Annotated in this window: 15 protein-coding genes; 5 read left to right on the top strand and 10 right to left on the bottom strand. The window is 39.2% G+C overall.

The genetic code is table 11. From position 1 onward, the window contains the following. Positions 1 to 29 precede the first annotated feature (29 nt). From OC25_RS20875 to OC25_RS20865, 3 genes are read right to left on the bottom strand one after another with little or no spacing between them, the layout of a single operon-like run. Entirely contained in the window at positions 30 to 1535 is a 1506-nt protein-coding gene (locus OC25_RS20875; RefSeq protein WP_039480027.1) for a PH domain-containing protein, read from the bottom strand. Beyond that, positions 1532 to 2080: a PH domain-containing protein gene (locus tag OC25_RS20870; protein WP_052266366.1), complete on the bottom strand. Its 549-nt coding sequence runs from the start codon at positions 2078 to 2080 to the stop codon at positions 1532 to 1534. Before OC25_RS20870 ends, OC25_RS20875 begins: the two co-directional genes overlap by 4 nt. Positions 2081 to 2135: 55 nt before the next feature. Further along, entirely contained in the window at positions 2136 to 3122 is a 987-nt protein-coding gene (locus OC25_RS20865) for an SGNH/GDSL hydrolase family protein (protein WP_039480025.1), read from the bottom strand. A 257-nt stretch (positions 3123 to 3379) separates the two neighbouring features. Between OC25_RS20865 and OC25_RS20860 the strand changes: the two genes are divergently transcribed. Next, a complete protein-coding gene (locus OC25_RS20860) occupies positions 3380 to 4750 on the top strand; it encodes a dipeptidase (RefSeq protein ID WP_039480023.1) in 1371 nt (456 codons plus the stop codon). A gap of 457 nt (positions 4751 to 5207) precedes the next feature. Next, positions 5208 to 6188, top strand: a complete 981-nt coding sequence (locus tag OC25_RS20855; RefSeq protein ID WP_039480021.1) for a glycoside hydrolase family 43 protein — start codon at positions 5208 to 5210, stop codon at positions 6186 to 6188. Between the two features lie 53 nt (positions 6189 to 6241). Here the strand turns inward: OC25_RS20855 and OC25_RS20850 are convergent, their stop codons facing one another. Beyond that, positions 6242 to 7468, bottom strand: a complete 1227-nt coding sequence (locus tag OC25_RS20850; protein ID WP_039480019.1) for an MFS transporter — start codon at positions 7466 to 7468, stop codon at positions 6242 to 6244. 141 nt (positions 7469 to 7609) lie between these two features. On the opposite strand from OC25_RS20850, the gene OC25_RS20845 reads away from it, so the two are divergent. Further along, positions 7610 to 8506, top strand: coding sequence for a glycoside hydrolase family 25 protein (locus tag OC25_RS20845; RefSeq protein ID WP_039480017.1), 897 nt, complete (start codon positions 7610 to 7612; stop codon positions 8504 to 8506). Between the two features lie 80 nt (positions 8507 to 8586). Here the strand turns inward: OC25_RS20845 and OC25_RS20840 are convergent, their stop codons facing one another. Next, complete coding sequence (locus OC25_RS20840) at positions 8587 to 9684, bottom strand: mandelate racemase/muconate lactonizing enzyme family protein (RefSeq protein WP_039480015.1); 1098 nt, start codon at positions 9682 to 9684, stop codon at positions 8587 to 8589. 17 nt (positions 9685 to 9701) lie between these two features. Continuing rightward, the gene (locus OC25_RS20835) at positions 9702 to 10079 is read right to left on the bottom strand and encodes a DUF1016 N-terminal domain-containing protein (RefSeq protein WP_052266365.1); all 378 of its coding nucleotides are present in this window, start codon (positions 10077 to 10079) and stop codon (positions 9702 to 9704) included. Positions 10080 to 10205: 126 nt separating this feature from the next. Here OC25_RS20835 and OC25_RS20830 point away from each other — a divergent pair, with 126 nt between their 5' ends. Both OC25_RS20830 and OC25_RS20825 read left to right on the top strand, forming a co-directional pair. Beyond that, entirely contained in the window at positions 10206 to 12215 is a 2010-nt protein-coding gene (locus OC25_RS20830; protein ID WP_039480013.1) for a thioredoxin domain-containing protein, read from the top strand. 10 nt (positions 12216 to 12225) lie between these two features. Further along, positions 12226 to 12732, top strand: a complete 507-nt coding sequence (locus OC25_RS20825) for an FKBP-type peptidyl-prolyl cis-trans isomerase (protein WP_039480012.1) — start codon at positions 12226 to 12228, stop codon at positions 12730 to 12732. An 84-nt stretch (positions 12733 to 12816) separates the two neighbouring features. Here the strand turns inward: OC25_RS20825 and OC25_RS20820 are convergent, their stop codons facing one another. From OC25_RS20820 to OC25_RS20805, 4 genes are all read right to left on the bottom strand, one after another. Further along, complete coding sequence (locus OC25_RS20820; protein ID WP_082018676.1) at positions 12817 to 13446, bottom strand: Uma2 family endonuclease; 630 nt, start codon at positions 13444 to 13446, stop codon at positions 12817 to 12819. 39 nt (positions 13447 to 13485) lie between these two features. After that, positions 13486 to 14727, bottom strand: a complete 1242-nt coding sequence (locus OC25_RS20815; RefSeq protein WP_156131550.1) for a hypothetical protein — start codon at positions 14725 to 14727, stop codon at positions 13486 to 13488. Then, positions 14720 to 15304, bottom strand: coding sequence for an RNA polymerase sigma factor (locus OC25_RS20810; protein ID WP_039480010.1), 585 nt, complete (start codon positions 15302 to 15304; stop codon positions 14720 to 14722). The genes OC25_RS20815 and OC25_RS20810 overlap by 8 nt, the downstream gene beginning before the upstream one ends. Before the next feature lie 114 nt (positions 15305 to 15418). Continuing rightward, positions 15419 to 16114 (bottom strand): DUF4397 domain-containing protein, encoded by a 696-nt coding sequence (locus OC25_RS20805; protein ID WP_052266364.1) that lies wholly within the window; start codon positions 16112 to 16114, stop codon positions 15419 to 15421. Positions 16115 to 16185 lie beyond the last annotated feature (71 nt).

Genomic DNA, 16185 nt, shown 5'->3' with positions numbered 1-16185 from the left:
TGGTATTAAGTCCGGGCAACTGTTTTTTATTACATCCAGTTCTTGTTGTGATGTTCAACCTGGTACAACCAATAGTTTACCATCTCTTTAATTTCGGTATAATTGCCATATTTAAATCGAATTTGCCCTGCAGCAGTATGCAGGCACAAATGACCCACATCTACACCTTTATGCCATGGATATTGAAAAGTAGTAATGGCCTGAATTTTAGCAGGTGTTATAATTTCATGTGAAATATCCCAAATACCACTCTTTTTCACAACAAATTCTTCGCTTATCGAAATGCAGTGCTTTTTGTAGCTGATGTAAATCATAACAACACCTGCAATTAAATAAATAGCTGCTGCGCTTATAAAAGGTTTAATCTCTGGAACATTTATGGCTATAATTATAAAAATGGCCACAGGCAAAACCAACTTGAAAAAAATAGGCAGGTTTAAAAAACGCCAGTCGGGGATAAAGGTTTTGTTTGATTCAGGGAGCTTGGCCAGTATCATCCGCAGTAATTCATCTCGCTCAGGAGTATTGCAACCCGGAATTTCCATCGTATTGCCCTGCATTTCGTGCCCTTTTTTACTCTCGCCAAAATGTGCTTGTTTTAAACTTACGTTTAGCAGGTTTAGCTTCTTCTGGAAATAGTTTTGGCTGTATTTGGTAATTTGCACCTTAGCTGGGTTAACCAGTGTATTTTTCTTGGCTATTAAACCTGATGATAGGAGCAGGGTATCTTTATGCTGACTGATTTGCAGCTCAAAATACTTGTAAAAGGTTCGCACCATATTAATTACCAGTAAAACCAGCAATAGTACACCAATTAAAATAAATGCAGTTACAATGGTTAACATGCCGGTAACGGTACTTTCTATGGTATTTTTATCAATTTTAAGGCTATCTAATAACTGTCTGCCTTCGTAAATTACAGTATAAAAGAATGCTGCAAGCAGTGCCAGGCTTTGCCCATAGTTTGAAGTGAGCCCAACCTTAAATAAAGTCCACGAGCTTATTTTTAAGAACGGGGTTTCTTCAGTAATTTGGGCTGCTGTTTCGGCTTCCGGTTGGTTTTCAATGGTAACTTTTTTATGGAGTAAATGTGATTTAAGGTTATAGGCTGAAGTTTCGTCAATCGCTCTGATACTTACTTCTTCGCCGTGTGCGCCTGCAGTATCTATTTTTAAACCATAAACTCCTATAATTTTTTGTAAGATAGATTGGTTGATGTTAACCTGCTGGATTTTATCGAGTTGTATAATAACCTGATCGCGGTTAAATATCCCCTTGTTTACCACAAATTCCTGTTTTTCTTTATCTAAAAAGAAGGTGAATTTTAAATACCACAGGTAGGCAAAAAAGAAACTGATTACTAAAAGCAAAGCTACGCCTGCCAAAACATAAAATATTTGGTGGAGCGGCATTTTTATAAAAGCTAAAACAAAAATGAAAAAACTAGCTTTTACAATCTTTAAAAAGGTGTGCGTGGCCATTACAATAATGCCTGCCGCCGATTGTCGCTGGGGTTTACTGAAATCCTTGTTCATGATGCTGTTGGATCAGTAGTTTGATTTTCAGTTAAATCCAGTTTTTTTAATAAAAGATCCCTAATGTTTTTTGCCGTTTCAATCGGGATACCCGAAATGTGGATATGCCCGGTTTGGCCGCCTGCGGTAAAGATTTGTAACGATCCCAGATGAAAAACTCTGGATAAAATACCTTCGTTCAGTTCGATATGTTGGATCCTATTTAAAGGTACAATGGTGGTAGATTCGGCAATGATGCCGCTTTTGTAGATTACATCATGTGTACGGATGGCATATCCTCTTTTCTTAAAGCTGGCCCGAAATAACAGGAACAATATAACGGCAAGTGTTACATAGATGGTCGTTATTAAAAAGGCGTGGGTTCTGATTTCGTTGATAAAAAACAACAGTATAACGGCGCCGATTCCGATAAAACCTAAAAAAACGGATAAGTTAATGCAAATAATTTTCCAATAATCGGAGTGAGGATGTTGGAGTGCTATTTCTTCGTATTTCGGTAGCGAGCTGATATCGATCACCTCATTGGTAAAAGTTTCTGTTGGCATTGTTAAAGATATGAAACAAATTAATCAGCTATGTGACTATTGATTAATTGTTTTGTTACCGTGCCACAATAAACTTTTTGGCCGAGTTGTACTGACCTGAATCGGAAGAGATTTTAAAGAAATAAATGCCAGGCACAAAAGTAGACGTATTGATTTCCAAAGTATGTTTACCGGTATTAAGGTATTCGTTTACCACTGTTTTAACCAGGCGGCCCATTAAATCGTAAATCTGGATGTTAATTTTATCCGATTCAGGTAAAACCACATCAATAAAGGTTTGCATTGAAGCAGGGTTGGGGTAGTTCTGGGTAACAGTAAACTTTAAAAACTTATCGAAAATGGCTTTGTTAATGGTATCAAAAATTACATAACTTACTAACCGGTAGCCTCGTGCATTGGGGTGGAAAGCATCCTGATATAAAGAGAAATCTCTTCTCATGGCTGCGTTAACATCGGCCAGGTAAATTTTATATTCTGCTGCCAGGCGTCTGTATCCGGTATTTATACTTCTGATGTTGGTATTAACGGTAACATTAAATTTATCCGTGCGGTCATCAACATTTTGTAAAGTGCATAAAATAGGCACTAACTTTTGTTTCATGCTGGTGGTAATAAAGCTCCGCATATTGGCAATCGTTTCGGCAACACTTCCTTTACCTCGTGCAATAGATACAGCATCGTTAATCCCCATGTCTATCACAATAAAGCCAGTACGGTTACTTATGGCATTGTCAATTCTAAGCAAACCCTGAAAAGTCGTTTGTCCGCCAATACCATGGTTGGTTATATCTACAATTTTATTGGTATAACAGTTTAAAAAGTTGTTTCTCAGCATGGTTTGAAAACCTTGCCCGTTTACGCCTTCAACTGTACTAGCGCCAAAAGTTACAATGTTGATACTATCTTTCGAATAATATTGAGCGGCTTCGGGGCAGCTAACGCGGGTTGGGTTTTGGTTTGGTGGCGGAGCTTGGGCAAAAGAGGTGGTACAAACACAAAGCAGTAGCAGCAGCGATAAAAATACTAATGCACTATGCTTCATCTTCAAAAATTCTTTCTATGCAGGTTTAAGGATATCTGTTTGCGCAATGTACAAAAAAGTAAATATAAATAACACCCTCTGATTTCTTTTTTACAAACAATAAACCATTTTTTTGTATTCGCCGGCAGACGTGTTTAAAGCAGTAAAAAGTACATGCTTACGTATTTGGCTAGTTTTACCCTGAGCTAACGATAATTTAGCCCGTATTTGGTGTCATTTATTTGGTAAAACCTATATTTGCCCAAACTAATTTTGTTATGCAAGAAATTAAAAAATACGTAGAAACGCACAAACAACGTTTTTTAGATGAATTGTTTGAGTTATTGCGTTTTCCATCGGTTAGTGCCGATCCTAAATATAAAGGCGATGTTTTAAAAACTGCCGATTATGTAGCACAGAAACTGAAGGATGCAGGAGCCGATAACGTAGAGATTTGTCCAACAGCCGGATATCCTATTGTTTATGGCGAGAAAATTATTGACGCTGCTTTACCAACTGTTTTAATATATGGCCACTACGATGTACAACCAGCCGATCCGTTAGAATTGTGGCATACGCCTCCTTTCGAGCCAACGGTGCGTGATGGTAAAATTTATGCCCGTGGTGCCTGCGATGACAAAGGCCAGTTTTACATGCATGTAAAAGCTTTCGAACTGATGATGGAAACCAACACCCTGGCTTGCAACGTTAAGTTTATGATTGAAGGCGAAGAGGAGGTAGGTTCTGCAAATCTTGGTATTTTCGTAAAGGAAAATGCAGCGCGCTTAAAAGCCGATGTAGTGTTAATTTCTGATACTTCGATGATTAGCATGGAACACCCATCAATCGAAACAGGTTTACGCGGCTTGGCGTACATGGAAGTTGAAGTAGTAGGACCAAACCGCGATTTACACTCAGGTGTTTATGGTGGTGCAGTGGCTAACCCGGCAACGATCTTGTGTAAAATGATTGCTTCTTTACACGACGAAAACAATCATATTACCATTCCTGCTTTTTACGATAAAGTGGTTGAATTAACAGACGAAGAGAAAAAAGCCTTAAATTCAGCACCTTATGATGAGGCTGAATATAAAAAGGATCTTGATATTGAGGAAGTTTGGGGCGAAAAAGGTTATTCTACCTTAGAGCGTACCGGAACGCGCCCAACATTAGAAGTGAACGGAATCTGGAGTGGTTACATTGGCGAAGGGGCTAAAACCGTATTGCCAAGTAAAGCCAATGCTAAAATTTCGATGCGTTTGGTGCCAAACCAAAGCTCAGAAGAAATTGCTGAAATTTTTACCAAACATTTCGAAAGCATTGCACCTAAAAATGTAAAAGTTAAAGTTACGCCGCACCACGGGGGCGAGCCTGTGGTAACGCCAACTGATAGCGTAGCTTACAAAGCCGCCGAAAAAGCTATCGAAGATAGTTTCGGTAAAACGGCCATTCCAACACGTGGCGGAGGTAGTATTCCAATTGTGGCTTTATTTGAAGATGTATTGGGTATTAAATCGGTACTTTTTGGTTTCGGTTTAGATAGCGATGCATTGCACTCACCAAACGAGAAATACGATATCTATAATTACTACAAAGGAATCGAAACTCTGCCTTTATTCCACAAGTATTTTGCCGAATTAAGTAAATAAACTTATTCCGTGCTCCTGTAATCCCTGTTTGGCCTGGCTAAACAGGGATTTTTTTTGAAAATCAGCGTCTGTATTCCGTCGTTGGTAAAAAAAGACACTATTTTTTAACCGGAAAGCACGCAGATTGAAACACAAAGGCCGCTAAAGCTGCAAATTGTTTCCAGAACCTGAATGCTGCTTTTTTTTAAACCACAAAGAACACAAAGAAAATACATAGCGTACAAGAAGAATAAGGTTATGCGTTATTGAATACGTCATTCTGGAGCATGCCATAATCTCAGTTTTTTAATCAGGAAAGTATTGAGCAATATACCTCAGTGCTTCTCTGTGAAAAACTCTATGCCCTCTGTGGTTGATGTTTTAATAACTACCTAAAACATGCATTCAACTCAGCGTCCTTCGCGCCATTTCTTCGCGTACTTTGCGGTTAAACAGATTTTTTTTCTAAATTGTACCCATGAAATATTTATTCTCTTCTCTTTTACTTTTATCCGGGCTTGCTTCTTTTGCTCAGGATACTAAAACGATTAAGCAATCCGGAAATCCAATATTTCCCGGGTGGTACGCCGATCCTGAGGCCGCTGTTTTTAACAATAAATACTGGGTTTATCCAACCTACTCGGCAAGGTATAAAGAGCAGGTTTTTATCGATGCTTTTTCTTCTGATGATTTGGTAAACTGGAAAAAACACCCTCATGTTTTAGATACTGCTGCGGTTAAGTGGGCCAATAAAGCCATGTGGGCTCCGGCAATTGTACAAAAAGACAAAAAATACTATTTATTTTTCGGGGCCAACGATATTCAGAGCGATAAAGAAATTGGTGGAATTGGAGTAGCTGTAGCCGACAAGCCCGAAGGGCCATATAAAGATCACTTAGGTAAGCCACTGGTTGATAAGTTTTATAACGGTGCTCAGCCTATTGATCAGTTTGTGTTTAAAGATAAAGACGGACAATATTACCTGATTTATGGTGGCTGGAAACACTGTAATATTGCCAAATTAAATCAAGATTTTACGGGTTTCCTGCCTTTCCCGGATGGAACTACCTTTAAAGAAATAACGCCTGATAATTATGTAGAGGGGCCATATATGTTCATCAGAAACGGTAAATACTATTTCATGTGGAGCGAGGGCGGCTGGACAGGTCCAGATTATTGCGTAGCCTACGCGGTAAGCGATTCGCCATTTGGTCCGTTTAAAAGAGTAGGTAAAATTTTACAGCAAGATGCAACAATTGCAAGAGGGGCAGGGCATCATTCTTTAATTATTAATGAGAAAAAGAATAAATATTACATCGTTTACCACCGCAGACCACTCACAGAAACTGACGGAAACCATCGCGAAACCTGTATCGATGAAATGAAATTTGATGCAGACGGTATGATTTTACCAGTAAAGATTACCAAAGAAGGTGTTAAGGCTCAAAAATTTAAGTAATTCTTTGCAGCTTAAAGTTTTCAGTTTACAGTTGGCAATTTCCCAACTGTAAACTAATTTGTTTTCAATACAGCTTGTTGCTGGCGTTTATCCAGTACGCTAAAACCATAGGCACAAAGCAATAAGATACAGGCCAATCCAAACCAAAGCCAGTTATACCCCACATGTTTGGCAATATAAAAACCAGCAAGCGGACCTACTACCTGTGCACAAGACCAGCTTAATGTATAGCCTGCTGCATATAAGCCTCGGTTGTGTTCATTGCTTCTGCTAATTACTACTGTATTGATAAAGGGGAGCACAAACATTTCGCCAATTGTGAAGGTTACAATGGTCAACACAGCCGAAATAACATGAAAAATAATTGGTGCGCTTAACAACAGATACGATACTGCAAAGAAAACAGAGCCAATAATGATGAAAAACATGGGCGACCTTTTCTTTTCGATTTTATTGATCATAATCATTTCGAATAAGGCAATAATTGCACCGTTTAAGCCAATAATGATTCCGATGGCAAATTCGTCGATATGCCATTCCTCTTTAAAAAATACCGGCACTACCCTGAACATTAAGAAAGCACAGGTAATAAACAGGGTAGTTAATAGGATAAATTTTACATAAAAGCCATCTTCCCAGGGTTTTAAAATAACCATGTTGCTGCGGGTTTCTTTTGCTTTTTTAATAAAATCCTTCACTTTCGGTAATAAAAACAAAATTGAAAGTCCAACCAATATACTTACCGAACCTTCTACAATAAATAAAAGTTTATAGTTAATGGAGGCAATAATACCCGCCATACTAATCCCTGCCGACCAACCAATGTTTACGGCGAGCCGGTTTAATGAATAGGAGCGCGTAATGGTATTTTCTTTTGCATAATGGGCCACAGCTGTAAAATTGGCGGGCCTGAAAGCTTCAGAAAAAAAGCTGATTACCACTGCCAGTATACAGAGGGTCGAAAAATGGGTGATAGTTGAAAATAAAATAAACAGCATTCCGCCAATTACCGAAGAAAGGATTTGCACCGGTCTGAAGCCGATCATATCGGTTAATTTTCCACCGGTTGCAGAACCTAAAATAGAACCCACGCCAAACAAGGTGATAATTAAGCCAGCATCCATTTCTGATCGGTGCAGGCTTTGGGTAACATAAAGCCCCATAAAAGGAACAGCCATGCTTCCACAGCGGTTAAACATCATTACAATGCTCAATAACCAGGTTTCGCGACTGAGGCCGCTAAATGATGCTTTGTAGGTATTAAAAAAGAGTCTGAACATGGTATTTCCGGATGCCGTAAAAATAGCAAAAGCCTAATCATTAATTCATCATTTGAATTACATATCATTTACAGAACTAAAAAAAGTTGAGAGAAAAATATCGCGTAATTTTTTACAAATTTGCATCCGGAACCCGAATCAATGCCGCCAGAAAAAAAAGCCCCCATTAACAAAAAGCCTGTTACCCGTAAACCTGCCGTTCGTAAACCAGCCGTGAGGAAACCTGCGACCAGTAAAAAAAAGCAGACTAAAATTCCGGTACAGCTTAAAATTGCCATTGCAGCTTTGTTGCTGGTTTTGCTTTCGCCTTTATATTACGGCTATATTTTAAAAGGCTTTGTAGCTACATGGCGTTGGGTTAAAGACTGGGGGCAAGATCCCAATTACCGCACTTACGAGAGTTTTAACATCAAAATCCCTAAAAAATATACCATTCATGGCATCGATGTTTCTTATTATCAGGGCAAGATAAACTGGCCGCTGGTGCAATCGATGAAAGAAGACGAGGTAAGAATCAGTTTTGCTTTTATCAAGGCTACAGAAGGTGTTATGATGGTCGATCCTTATTTTCAGCGCAACTGGCGCGAAGCACCAAAATCAGGTATCATTTGTGGCGCTTATCACTTTTTCAGGCCGCGGAAAGATGGTAAAACACAGGCTAAATTCTTTTTGCAAGTAGTGAATGTAGAGAAAGGTGATTTACCTCCTGTGGTTGATATCGAATCATTAGATGGTGTTTCTCCATTAAAAATGCGCGCCGAACTGGCCGATTTCCTAAATTATGTAGAACTGAAAACGAAAGTCAGGCCAATTATTTACACCGGGCTTAAGTTTTACGAAGATTATCTGGATACGCATTTCAGCGATTATCCTTTGTGGATTGCCCACTACTATCAACCTAAATTACGGTTGGACAATAGCCGCTGGAAATTCTGGCAGCATTCTGATAAAGCCAAAATTAATGGCATTGGTCATGTGGTTGATTTTAATGCTTTTAATGGTGATAGCACTGCGCTGAGTAAGCTAGTGATTCGTTAATTATCGTAGGGTTAACCGGTTAATTGTTTAAATCGGTTAATCGACCCAAACGCTAAACGCACAACTCCAAACGCGTTAAACTACACAACCCAGCTTTCGCATTTCTCTAAGAAAAACTCATCTGCTTCAGCACCGATGCCAATTTCGTCAGATACATCTAAAAAATAGCCATTATAAGTTAAGCCTCCAACAACCGGATCAATCAAATGGCCCAATAAAGCCGTATCCAGGTCAAAAAACTCTACATTCGGACTCGCATAGGCAAAGTGGAGGTTGGCACTCAAAGCAATTCTGGTTTCGAGCATGCTGCCAATCATGCATTTAACACCGGTTTGCAGTGCTTCTTCGTGTATTTTCTGCGCTTCGAGTATGCCTCCAGATTTAGAAAATTTAATGTTTAAATAAGTGGTCGATTGACTGTTAATTAGTTTTCGAGCATCGTGGTGGTTGTAACAACTTTCATCGGCCATTAATTTAATAGGCGAATTCAGGTTGAGCTCAGGAAGTTTATCGTCGTACCAGGTACGCATGGGTTGTTCGCAAAATTCAATGTTATATTTTTCCAGTGCACCTAAAGCAAACAGCGCATCGTCAAAGCTCCAGCCCTGGTTGGCATCCAGTCGTAAGGTAATCTCCTCGCCAACAGCTTCTCGAATGTGTTTTACCCGTTCAATATCATCGTGAACGTTTTTACCCAGTTTAATTTTAAGGATTCGGCAACCCTGGTTTATATATTTTAGCGCTGTATTGGCCATTCCTTCAGGTGTATCGATGCCTATGGTCATATCGGTTTCTATCGTCCGTTTTTGTCCGCCAAGAAACTTGTAGAGCGGTAAACCGGCATTTTTGGCAGCAATATCAAACAGCGCCATATCAAAAGCGCTTTTAATGGTGCTGTTGTGGTCGGCATAACCGAGCAAATCATTCATCCGCTCCGGAATGTCTAATGGATCTTTACCTTTTAAAATGGCAGCAAAATCTTTAGCCATAGCAATGCAGGTTTCCTGCGTTTCGCCTACAATCATCGGAAATGCCGAGCATTCGCCAATGCCATGAATGCCCGTATCGGTATAAATGCGTACCAGTACATTTTGTGCAAAGTGCATGGTGCCGGTTGCAATAACAAAAGGCTCCATCGGGATACTAAAACGGTATATTTCGGTATGGGTGATTTTCATTGGTTGTTATTTATTATCTAATTCAAAACGTTAAGGTAAAATTTCCTTTTTTCATCAGAATCTAATCGGGATAGAACCCTATAATGGGTCCAGCTCAATTCGTGACGCAATGCGTCACGAATTGGAAACGAGTTGTAAAAACTTCTGATATTTCGGAGATTACTTTCGTCAAAACCTTTACCGAATTCTGCAGACAATTGCGCTGAAAGATATTTTAAAGTTGATTTGCCATAATCAGCACGCAGTTTTCCTTGTTGCTCGTCCTCAACAATAAGCTTTCCAATTTGCCAGTAAGATTCCAGTAATGCAGAATTTGCAGCACGGAATACTTTCAGCCGGGATTGGTTAATAATCTCCCTGATGGCAGTAAATAACTTATTTGTGGTTGATTCCATTCCTGATTTAGATTTCTCACCTAAAGTATAAAAACAAAAACTAAATAGAAACAGGTTTGTAGATTATTAATAGCTTTACGCCTCGAAATAAATTCATTTTCCGGCTTACATTTTACAGCTCATACCATGTCCGAAACCAATAATTTAATCCACGCATCATCACCTTATTTGCTCCAGCATGCCCATAACCCGGTTAATTGGTACGAATGGGGGGCTGAAGCATTAGAAAAAGCCAAAGCCGAAAATAAACTGATTTTGGTAAGCATTGGTTATTCGGCCTGCCATTGGTGCCATGTAATGGAACGCGAAAGTTTCGAAAACCACGAAGTAGCCGAAGTAATGAACCGGCATTTTGTGTGCATTAAGATCGATCGTGAAGAACGTCCGGATATTGATCAGATTTACATGTATGCTATCCAGCTGATGACCGGTAGCGGTGGCTGGCCTTTAAACTGCATCTGCCTGCCCGATCAGCGTCCGATTTACGGCGGTACTTATTTTAGAAAAAACGACTGGATTAATATCCTGGAGAATGTGGCTGCCTTATGGGCAAATGAGCCCGATAAAGCTATTCAGTACGCCGAAAGGTTAACTTCGGGTATTCGCGAAAGTGAAAAGATAATTCCTGCAGTTAATCAGGAAGATTATTCCAACGAGCATTTAACAGCGATTATCGAACCCTGGAAACGCCATTTCGATATGGGTTACGGAGGTTATAACCGTGCACCCAAATTTCCTTTGCCCAATAACTGGGTTTTTCTGTTGCGTTATGGCTTTCTAAAAGACGATCAATCCGTTTTTACAGCAGTTTGCCATACGCTCGAAGAAATGGGGCGCGGAGGTATTTACGATCAGATTGGTGGCGGTTTTGCCCGTTATTCGGTTGATGACAAATGGCATGTGCCTCATTTTGAGAAAATGCTTTACGATAATGCCCAGTTAATCAGTTTGTATACCGAAGCTTATCAGTGCACCAGGTTCAATTTGTTTAAGCAAATAGCAACAGAAACGATTGAATGGGTTTTTAACGAAATGACTTCGGCTGATGGTTTGTTTTTTTCGGCCCTGGATGCAGATAGCGAAGGGGTAGAAGGCAAGTTTTATGTTTGGGATAAAGCAGCATTTGATGCGGTTTTGGGTGAGGATGCACAATTGTTGGGTGCCTATTACAATGTTACCGAAGCAGGCAATTGGGAAGAAGAACAAACTAATATTTTGCGTAAAACCATCAGCGATGATGACTTAATGCAACAATTCGGGATTGATGCAGAAACCTTGTACAATAAGGTTGCGGCGGCTAAAGCTAAACTTTTAACTGAGCGGAGCAAACGCATTAGGCCAGGTTTAGATGATAAATGCCTAACTGCCTGGAATGGCATGATGATTAAGGCCCTGGCCGATGCAGCCACGGTTTTAAACCATCAACCTTATTACGAAAAGGCTTCGGCTGCAGCCCGGTTTATTTTAACTAAGCTGCGATCAGAAGACAGTGGTTTATACCGCAACTACAAAAACGGAAAAGCTTCTATTACAGGCTTCCTTGATGATTATGCTTTTTTAATCGAAGCCTTAATTGCCCTGTACGAATATGATTTTGATGAAAAGTGGCTGGAAGAAGCCAAATTGCTGAGCGATTATGTATTGGCGAACTTCGCTGATATCGATTCACCCATGTTTTTTTATACACCAGCAGCAGGAGAGGGCTTAATTGCCCGCAAGCATGAAGTGATGGATAACGTAATTCCGGCTTCGAACTCTGCCATGGCGCAAAACCTTAAAAAACTTGGACTGCTTTTTGATCTGGAAAACTATACCGAAAAGGCTACATCAATGCTGGCTGCAGTAGAACCAAAAATTAAAACTTATGGTTCGGCCTATTCGAACTGGGCCATACAATTGTTAAACGAGGTTTATAGCATAAACGAAATTGCCATTACCGGATTAGAAACCGAAGTAGTTAAATTAGCATTAAGCGGACATTATATTCCAAACAAAATTGTATTGGGTGGAACAAAAAGTAACCTGCCGCTGTTAAAAGGTAAGCAAAGCAATGAAACAAAAGTTTATATTTGCCGAAATAAAGTATGCCAGTTGCCGGTTAACACTGTTGAGGAAGCATTAACGCACATACAATAAAGAAAAATAGATGAATATTTCACCAAACTCAGTAGTTGCATTAACTTACGAATTGCATACTACTAACGAAGAAGGACAACAGGTTTTTGTAGAAAAAGCTGATCAGGAAAATCCTTTAGTATTTTTATATGGCGTAGGCATGATGTTGCCTAAATTTGAAGAGCACCTTGCTGGTTTAAAAACTGGTGATGAATATGGTTTCGAATTATCTGCTGAAGATGGTTACGGTGCTATTGATCCGGGAGCTTTTGCCGATTTGCCTAAAACGATGTTTACCGAAGCTGGTGGCGAATTGCCTAATGTTGGCGACGTAATTCCTTTGCAGGATAACAATGGTAACCAGTTCAGAGCAGGTGTTACTGCTGTGCATGAAGATACCGTTTCTGTAGATTTAAACCACCCAATGGCAGGTAAAAACCTGGTATTTAACGGTGTGATTTTAAATGTACGTGAAGCTACTCAGGATGAGTTGGCTCATGGTCACGCTCATGGTGCTGATGGTCACTCAGGTCACTAAGTTATAAATAAACGATTTCAAAGAAGTCAAGTTTAAATAGCAACTTTGCCATTCAAACTTGACTTCTTTCGTTGATATCCACCTTTAATCCTCAAAAATCTCTTCAAGCACAAGGGTTAAGCCAGGTAAAATGCTGGTGGTCACTTCCTCTCCAACAGTGAGTAGTTTGGTAGGCTGAAATTTACCCTGATCATCCAGTATATACCTGAAAAAACTTTTATCCTCAGGGCTCACGATCCAGTACTCTTTAACACCGGCCTCCTCATAAACTTCATATTTATTGATCAGCTCTTTTTTATTGTTACCTGGCGATAAAATCTCTACCACAATATCGGGTGCACCGATGCAGCCACGATTATCTAGCTTGCTTTGATCGCAAACCACCACAATATCGGGTTGCACAACAGTAAATACTTCTTTATCGGCCTGTGTTTTCTTGGCCAGTCGGACATCAAAAGGTGCACTATATACTTCGCATTGGTGACCTTTTAGAACATTATAAATAGGACCAAATATTTGTCCGGATATTTTTTGATGAATCCGGTTAGGGCCAGGGCTCATGCTAAAGATGCGCCCTTTAATAATTTCCAAACGCTCTTCAAATTCAAAACGCATGTAATCTGCATAACTGTAGTATGCAGAAAAATCTACCTCGTTAACGGTTTGGATAGGAGGGAGTTCCTCTTCGGTTGGGTATGGTTTAATATTTTTCATAGTGGCGTTAACCAAATATAACAAATATTAAACGATTGGTTAAAAATCTATCTTTAAACGCAAGCCGCCGTTGGTCAGATTCAGGTTTTCTTTAGAGAAAGTTTTCATTGGCAATCTTAAAAAAGGCTCAATGGCAATGTTGTTCTTTTTCGAAATTTTTTGCTTATAACCTAACGAGAAATTGTAAAAACCAATGTACTTATCCGGATCTAAATTGTTTTCAGGCTGCGGTTCGGTTGTTTTTTCCTGTACAATCAACATTTTCGAATCGGCCAGACCATTTGCCGTTGAATAGGAAACATTTTGCACCTGGTTTACGATATAATTATTCTGCTGGCTATTGTTAATTACGGCTAAGGCCGAAACCCCTATGCCGGTATAAAGTTTATCGCTAATGTTATATTTTAACTCTAAAGGAATGTTTATTCCTCGAACTTTAGCATCAACTGAAGATAAATTTTTGCCCGATAAGCTTTGTGGTGCCTGGGCATTGAGTGATTCGGTAGTGCTAATCGAAGCATAAGAAACACCAGAACTGATTGATAATTTATTGGCAATGGCGTATGATAAGGATACACCATAATTCATGGTTACCTTATTGTCATTCCCCATGGCAGGGGCTACATAAACATCTGGTGTCCATTTAGATGGCTGACCAGCTTTTGTAACGGGTTTATTTTGATTGTCGCGGCTATCCTGCGCCAGTAAATCCTCAAACCTCATTTTTGGTGTCTGAGCAGGAGCAGGTGCAGTTTTTTTCTGCGTATTTAAAATATCGATAGGTTTAAACGAAGAACCCGCCAGATTAATGCCTTTAAGGGTATTTTCTAGCAAATTAACATTCGTTAATTCAATTTCATTAGTAGCTTGTTGCAGTGTAAAACTGGTGTTTTCAGTGGTTACGGGCTTTGTGGTACCTGTATTTTGAACAGGTTTGCTGCTGGCTAAAATTGATGCATTCTTATCATTCAGGTTGGTTACCGGAGTAGCATTTTCTTTAATGGTTGCATTTTTATCAATTGCTGGTTTAGTATCCGCTTGCTGAAGTTGTTTTAACTGAGGTTTAACTGCAGCGATACCATTTTTCTGATCCTGGTTATTAAGCGCAAAAAATACGCCTCCAAATACAAAAATTAAGGCAGCAGCAGCCCATAACGGCCAAAAAGCAATGCGCCGTTTTTTCTCCTCTGTTCCTGAAAAGCGCTCCCATGCCCCCGCAGGATAATGTTCCTCGTGGCTTTGAAGCTGTGATTTGATATGCTCAATTAATTCCTTATCCATTTTTTTCATATGAATTAACCAAGGTATTTAGGTAAAGGGTACGTAACTTATTTTTGGAGCGTGTAAGGTAAACACGGCTCGAACTTTCTGGTATATTTAGCATTTTCGATATCTCATCGTGTGCAAAACCTTCAATTTCATATAAGTTAAATACCAGTCTCTGCGTATCTGGTAAGTGATTTAGTAAGTTCAAAATATCATTAACATGCAGCTCGGAAGCAACCGAAACCTGGGTAACCGGATGTTCGTGTTCTGCCAGATCATCAACATAAAACTGAATTTTTGAACTCCGTATTTTATCTATAGCCGTGCGCGAGGCAATCTGCGCAATCCAGCCTTTAAACGAACGCTGTAATTCTTCGGGGTTTTTCGGGGCTTTGAAAGTGCCAACGTGCTTGAAAATTTTGATAAAAGTGTCATTTACAAGCTCTTCGCTATCCGAAGGGTTCTTGGTATACCTTAAAATAATGCCCATTAAATAGCCATAAAATGATTTATACATCATTTCTTTACAGCCATTGTCGTTTTTTACACAGCCTTTTAAAATTTCCTCAAAACTGAGTATTTTTTTTACCACCCCTGTAAAGGACTATTAATTAAAGGTTTATCATGATTAATTTTTCAAATTTAAGAAAATAACACCGCGCAAAAGTTTGTGCAGTGTTATTTTCAGTTTCCACAGGTAGGTAGATTATTTATTGGTCATAACTGACAAGCCAACTCCGGTGCTATCGGTTTTAGATGATAATCCTTTAGCCCAGATGGTATAAATTTTTCCTTTTTCAATTTTTACAGCTGGCAAACTAACTTTAACTGTTCCACCTTGTTTTAACTGGAAAGTGTAGCTGTCGTTAGGTGCAATGCTGGTAAAAGGGGTAAATTCTTTAAATGCTTTGGCGGTAAATAAAGGTGCATCAGTACCGGCAACAGCTAAATCGAATGGACTTGAACCCGGACTTAAGTTTACGAAACGAACTTTAGCCTTATCAGTTTCAGGTGCTTTTAAATCGTCTTCCAATACTAACAGTTTTGTCGATTTTAAGGTGTCAACCACAAAAACAGAGTAAAAAGAGCCCGATTTTAAAGTGGCAGTAGTGGTAGTTAAATATTTTAACGAATCTTTTTTAGCTACGCCAACCAATCTGGTACCCGGATAAGCCGCATAATAGCCTAAATCTTTGGTATAAGTAAAGCTGTTTATTTTTTGGTTGTCGAGTACAAAATCTAAAGCAGCAGTTCCTGGTGATGCGTGTACGAAGCCAATACCGGCGGCCTCAATAGGATCATTGTTAAAGTCTTTTTTACAGGCTGTTATGGTTATTGTGATTGCCAGGAGAGCGAAAATAATTTTAGTAGTGATACCGAAGTTTTTCAAATTAGTTTTCATTTTAATGTTTTAAATCAATTTTTTAATAAAATTGGTTAATGGCCATTAACGCTTTTTTCTTGTAAAACGAT

This window comes from Pedobacter kyungheensis, from assembly GCF_000812965.1.
In the GTDB taxonomy this organism is placed as follows: Bacteria; Bacteroidota; Bacteroidia; order Sphingobacteriales; family Sphingobacteriaceae; genus Pedobacter; species Pedobacter kyungheensis.
Note: the sequence above shows the minus strand (reverse complement) of the source record. Positions and strands in the feature narration are given on the sequence as shown.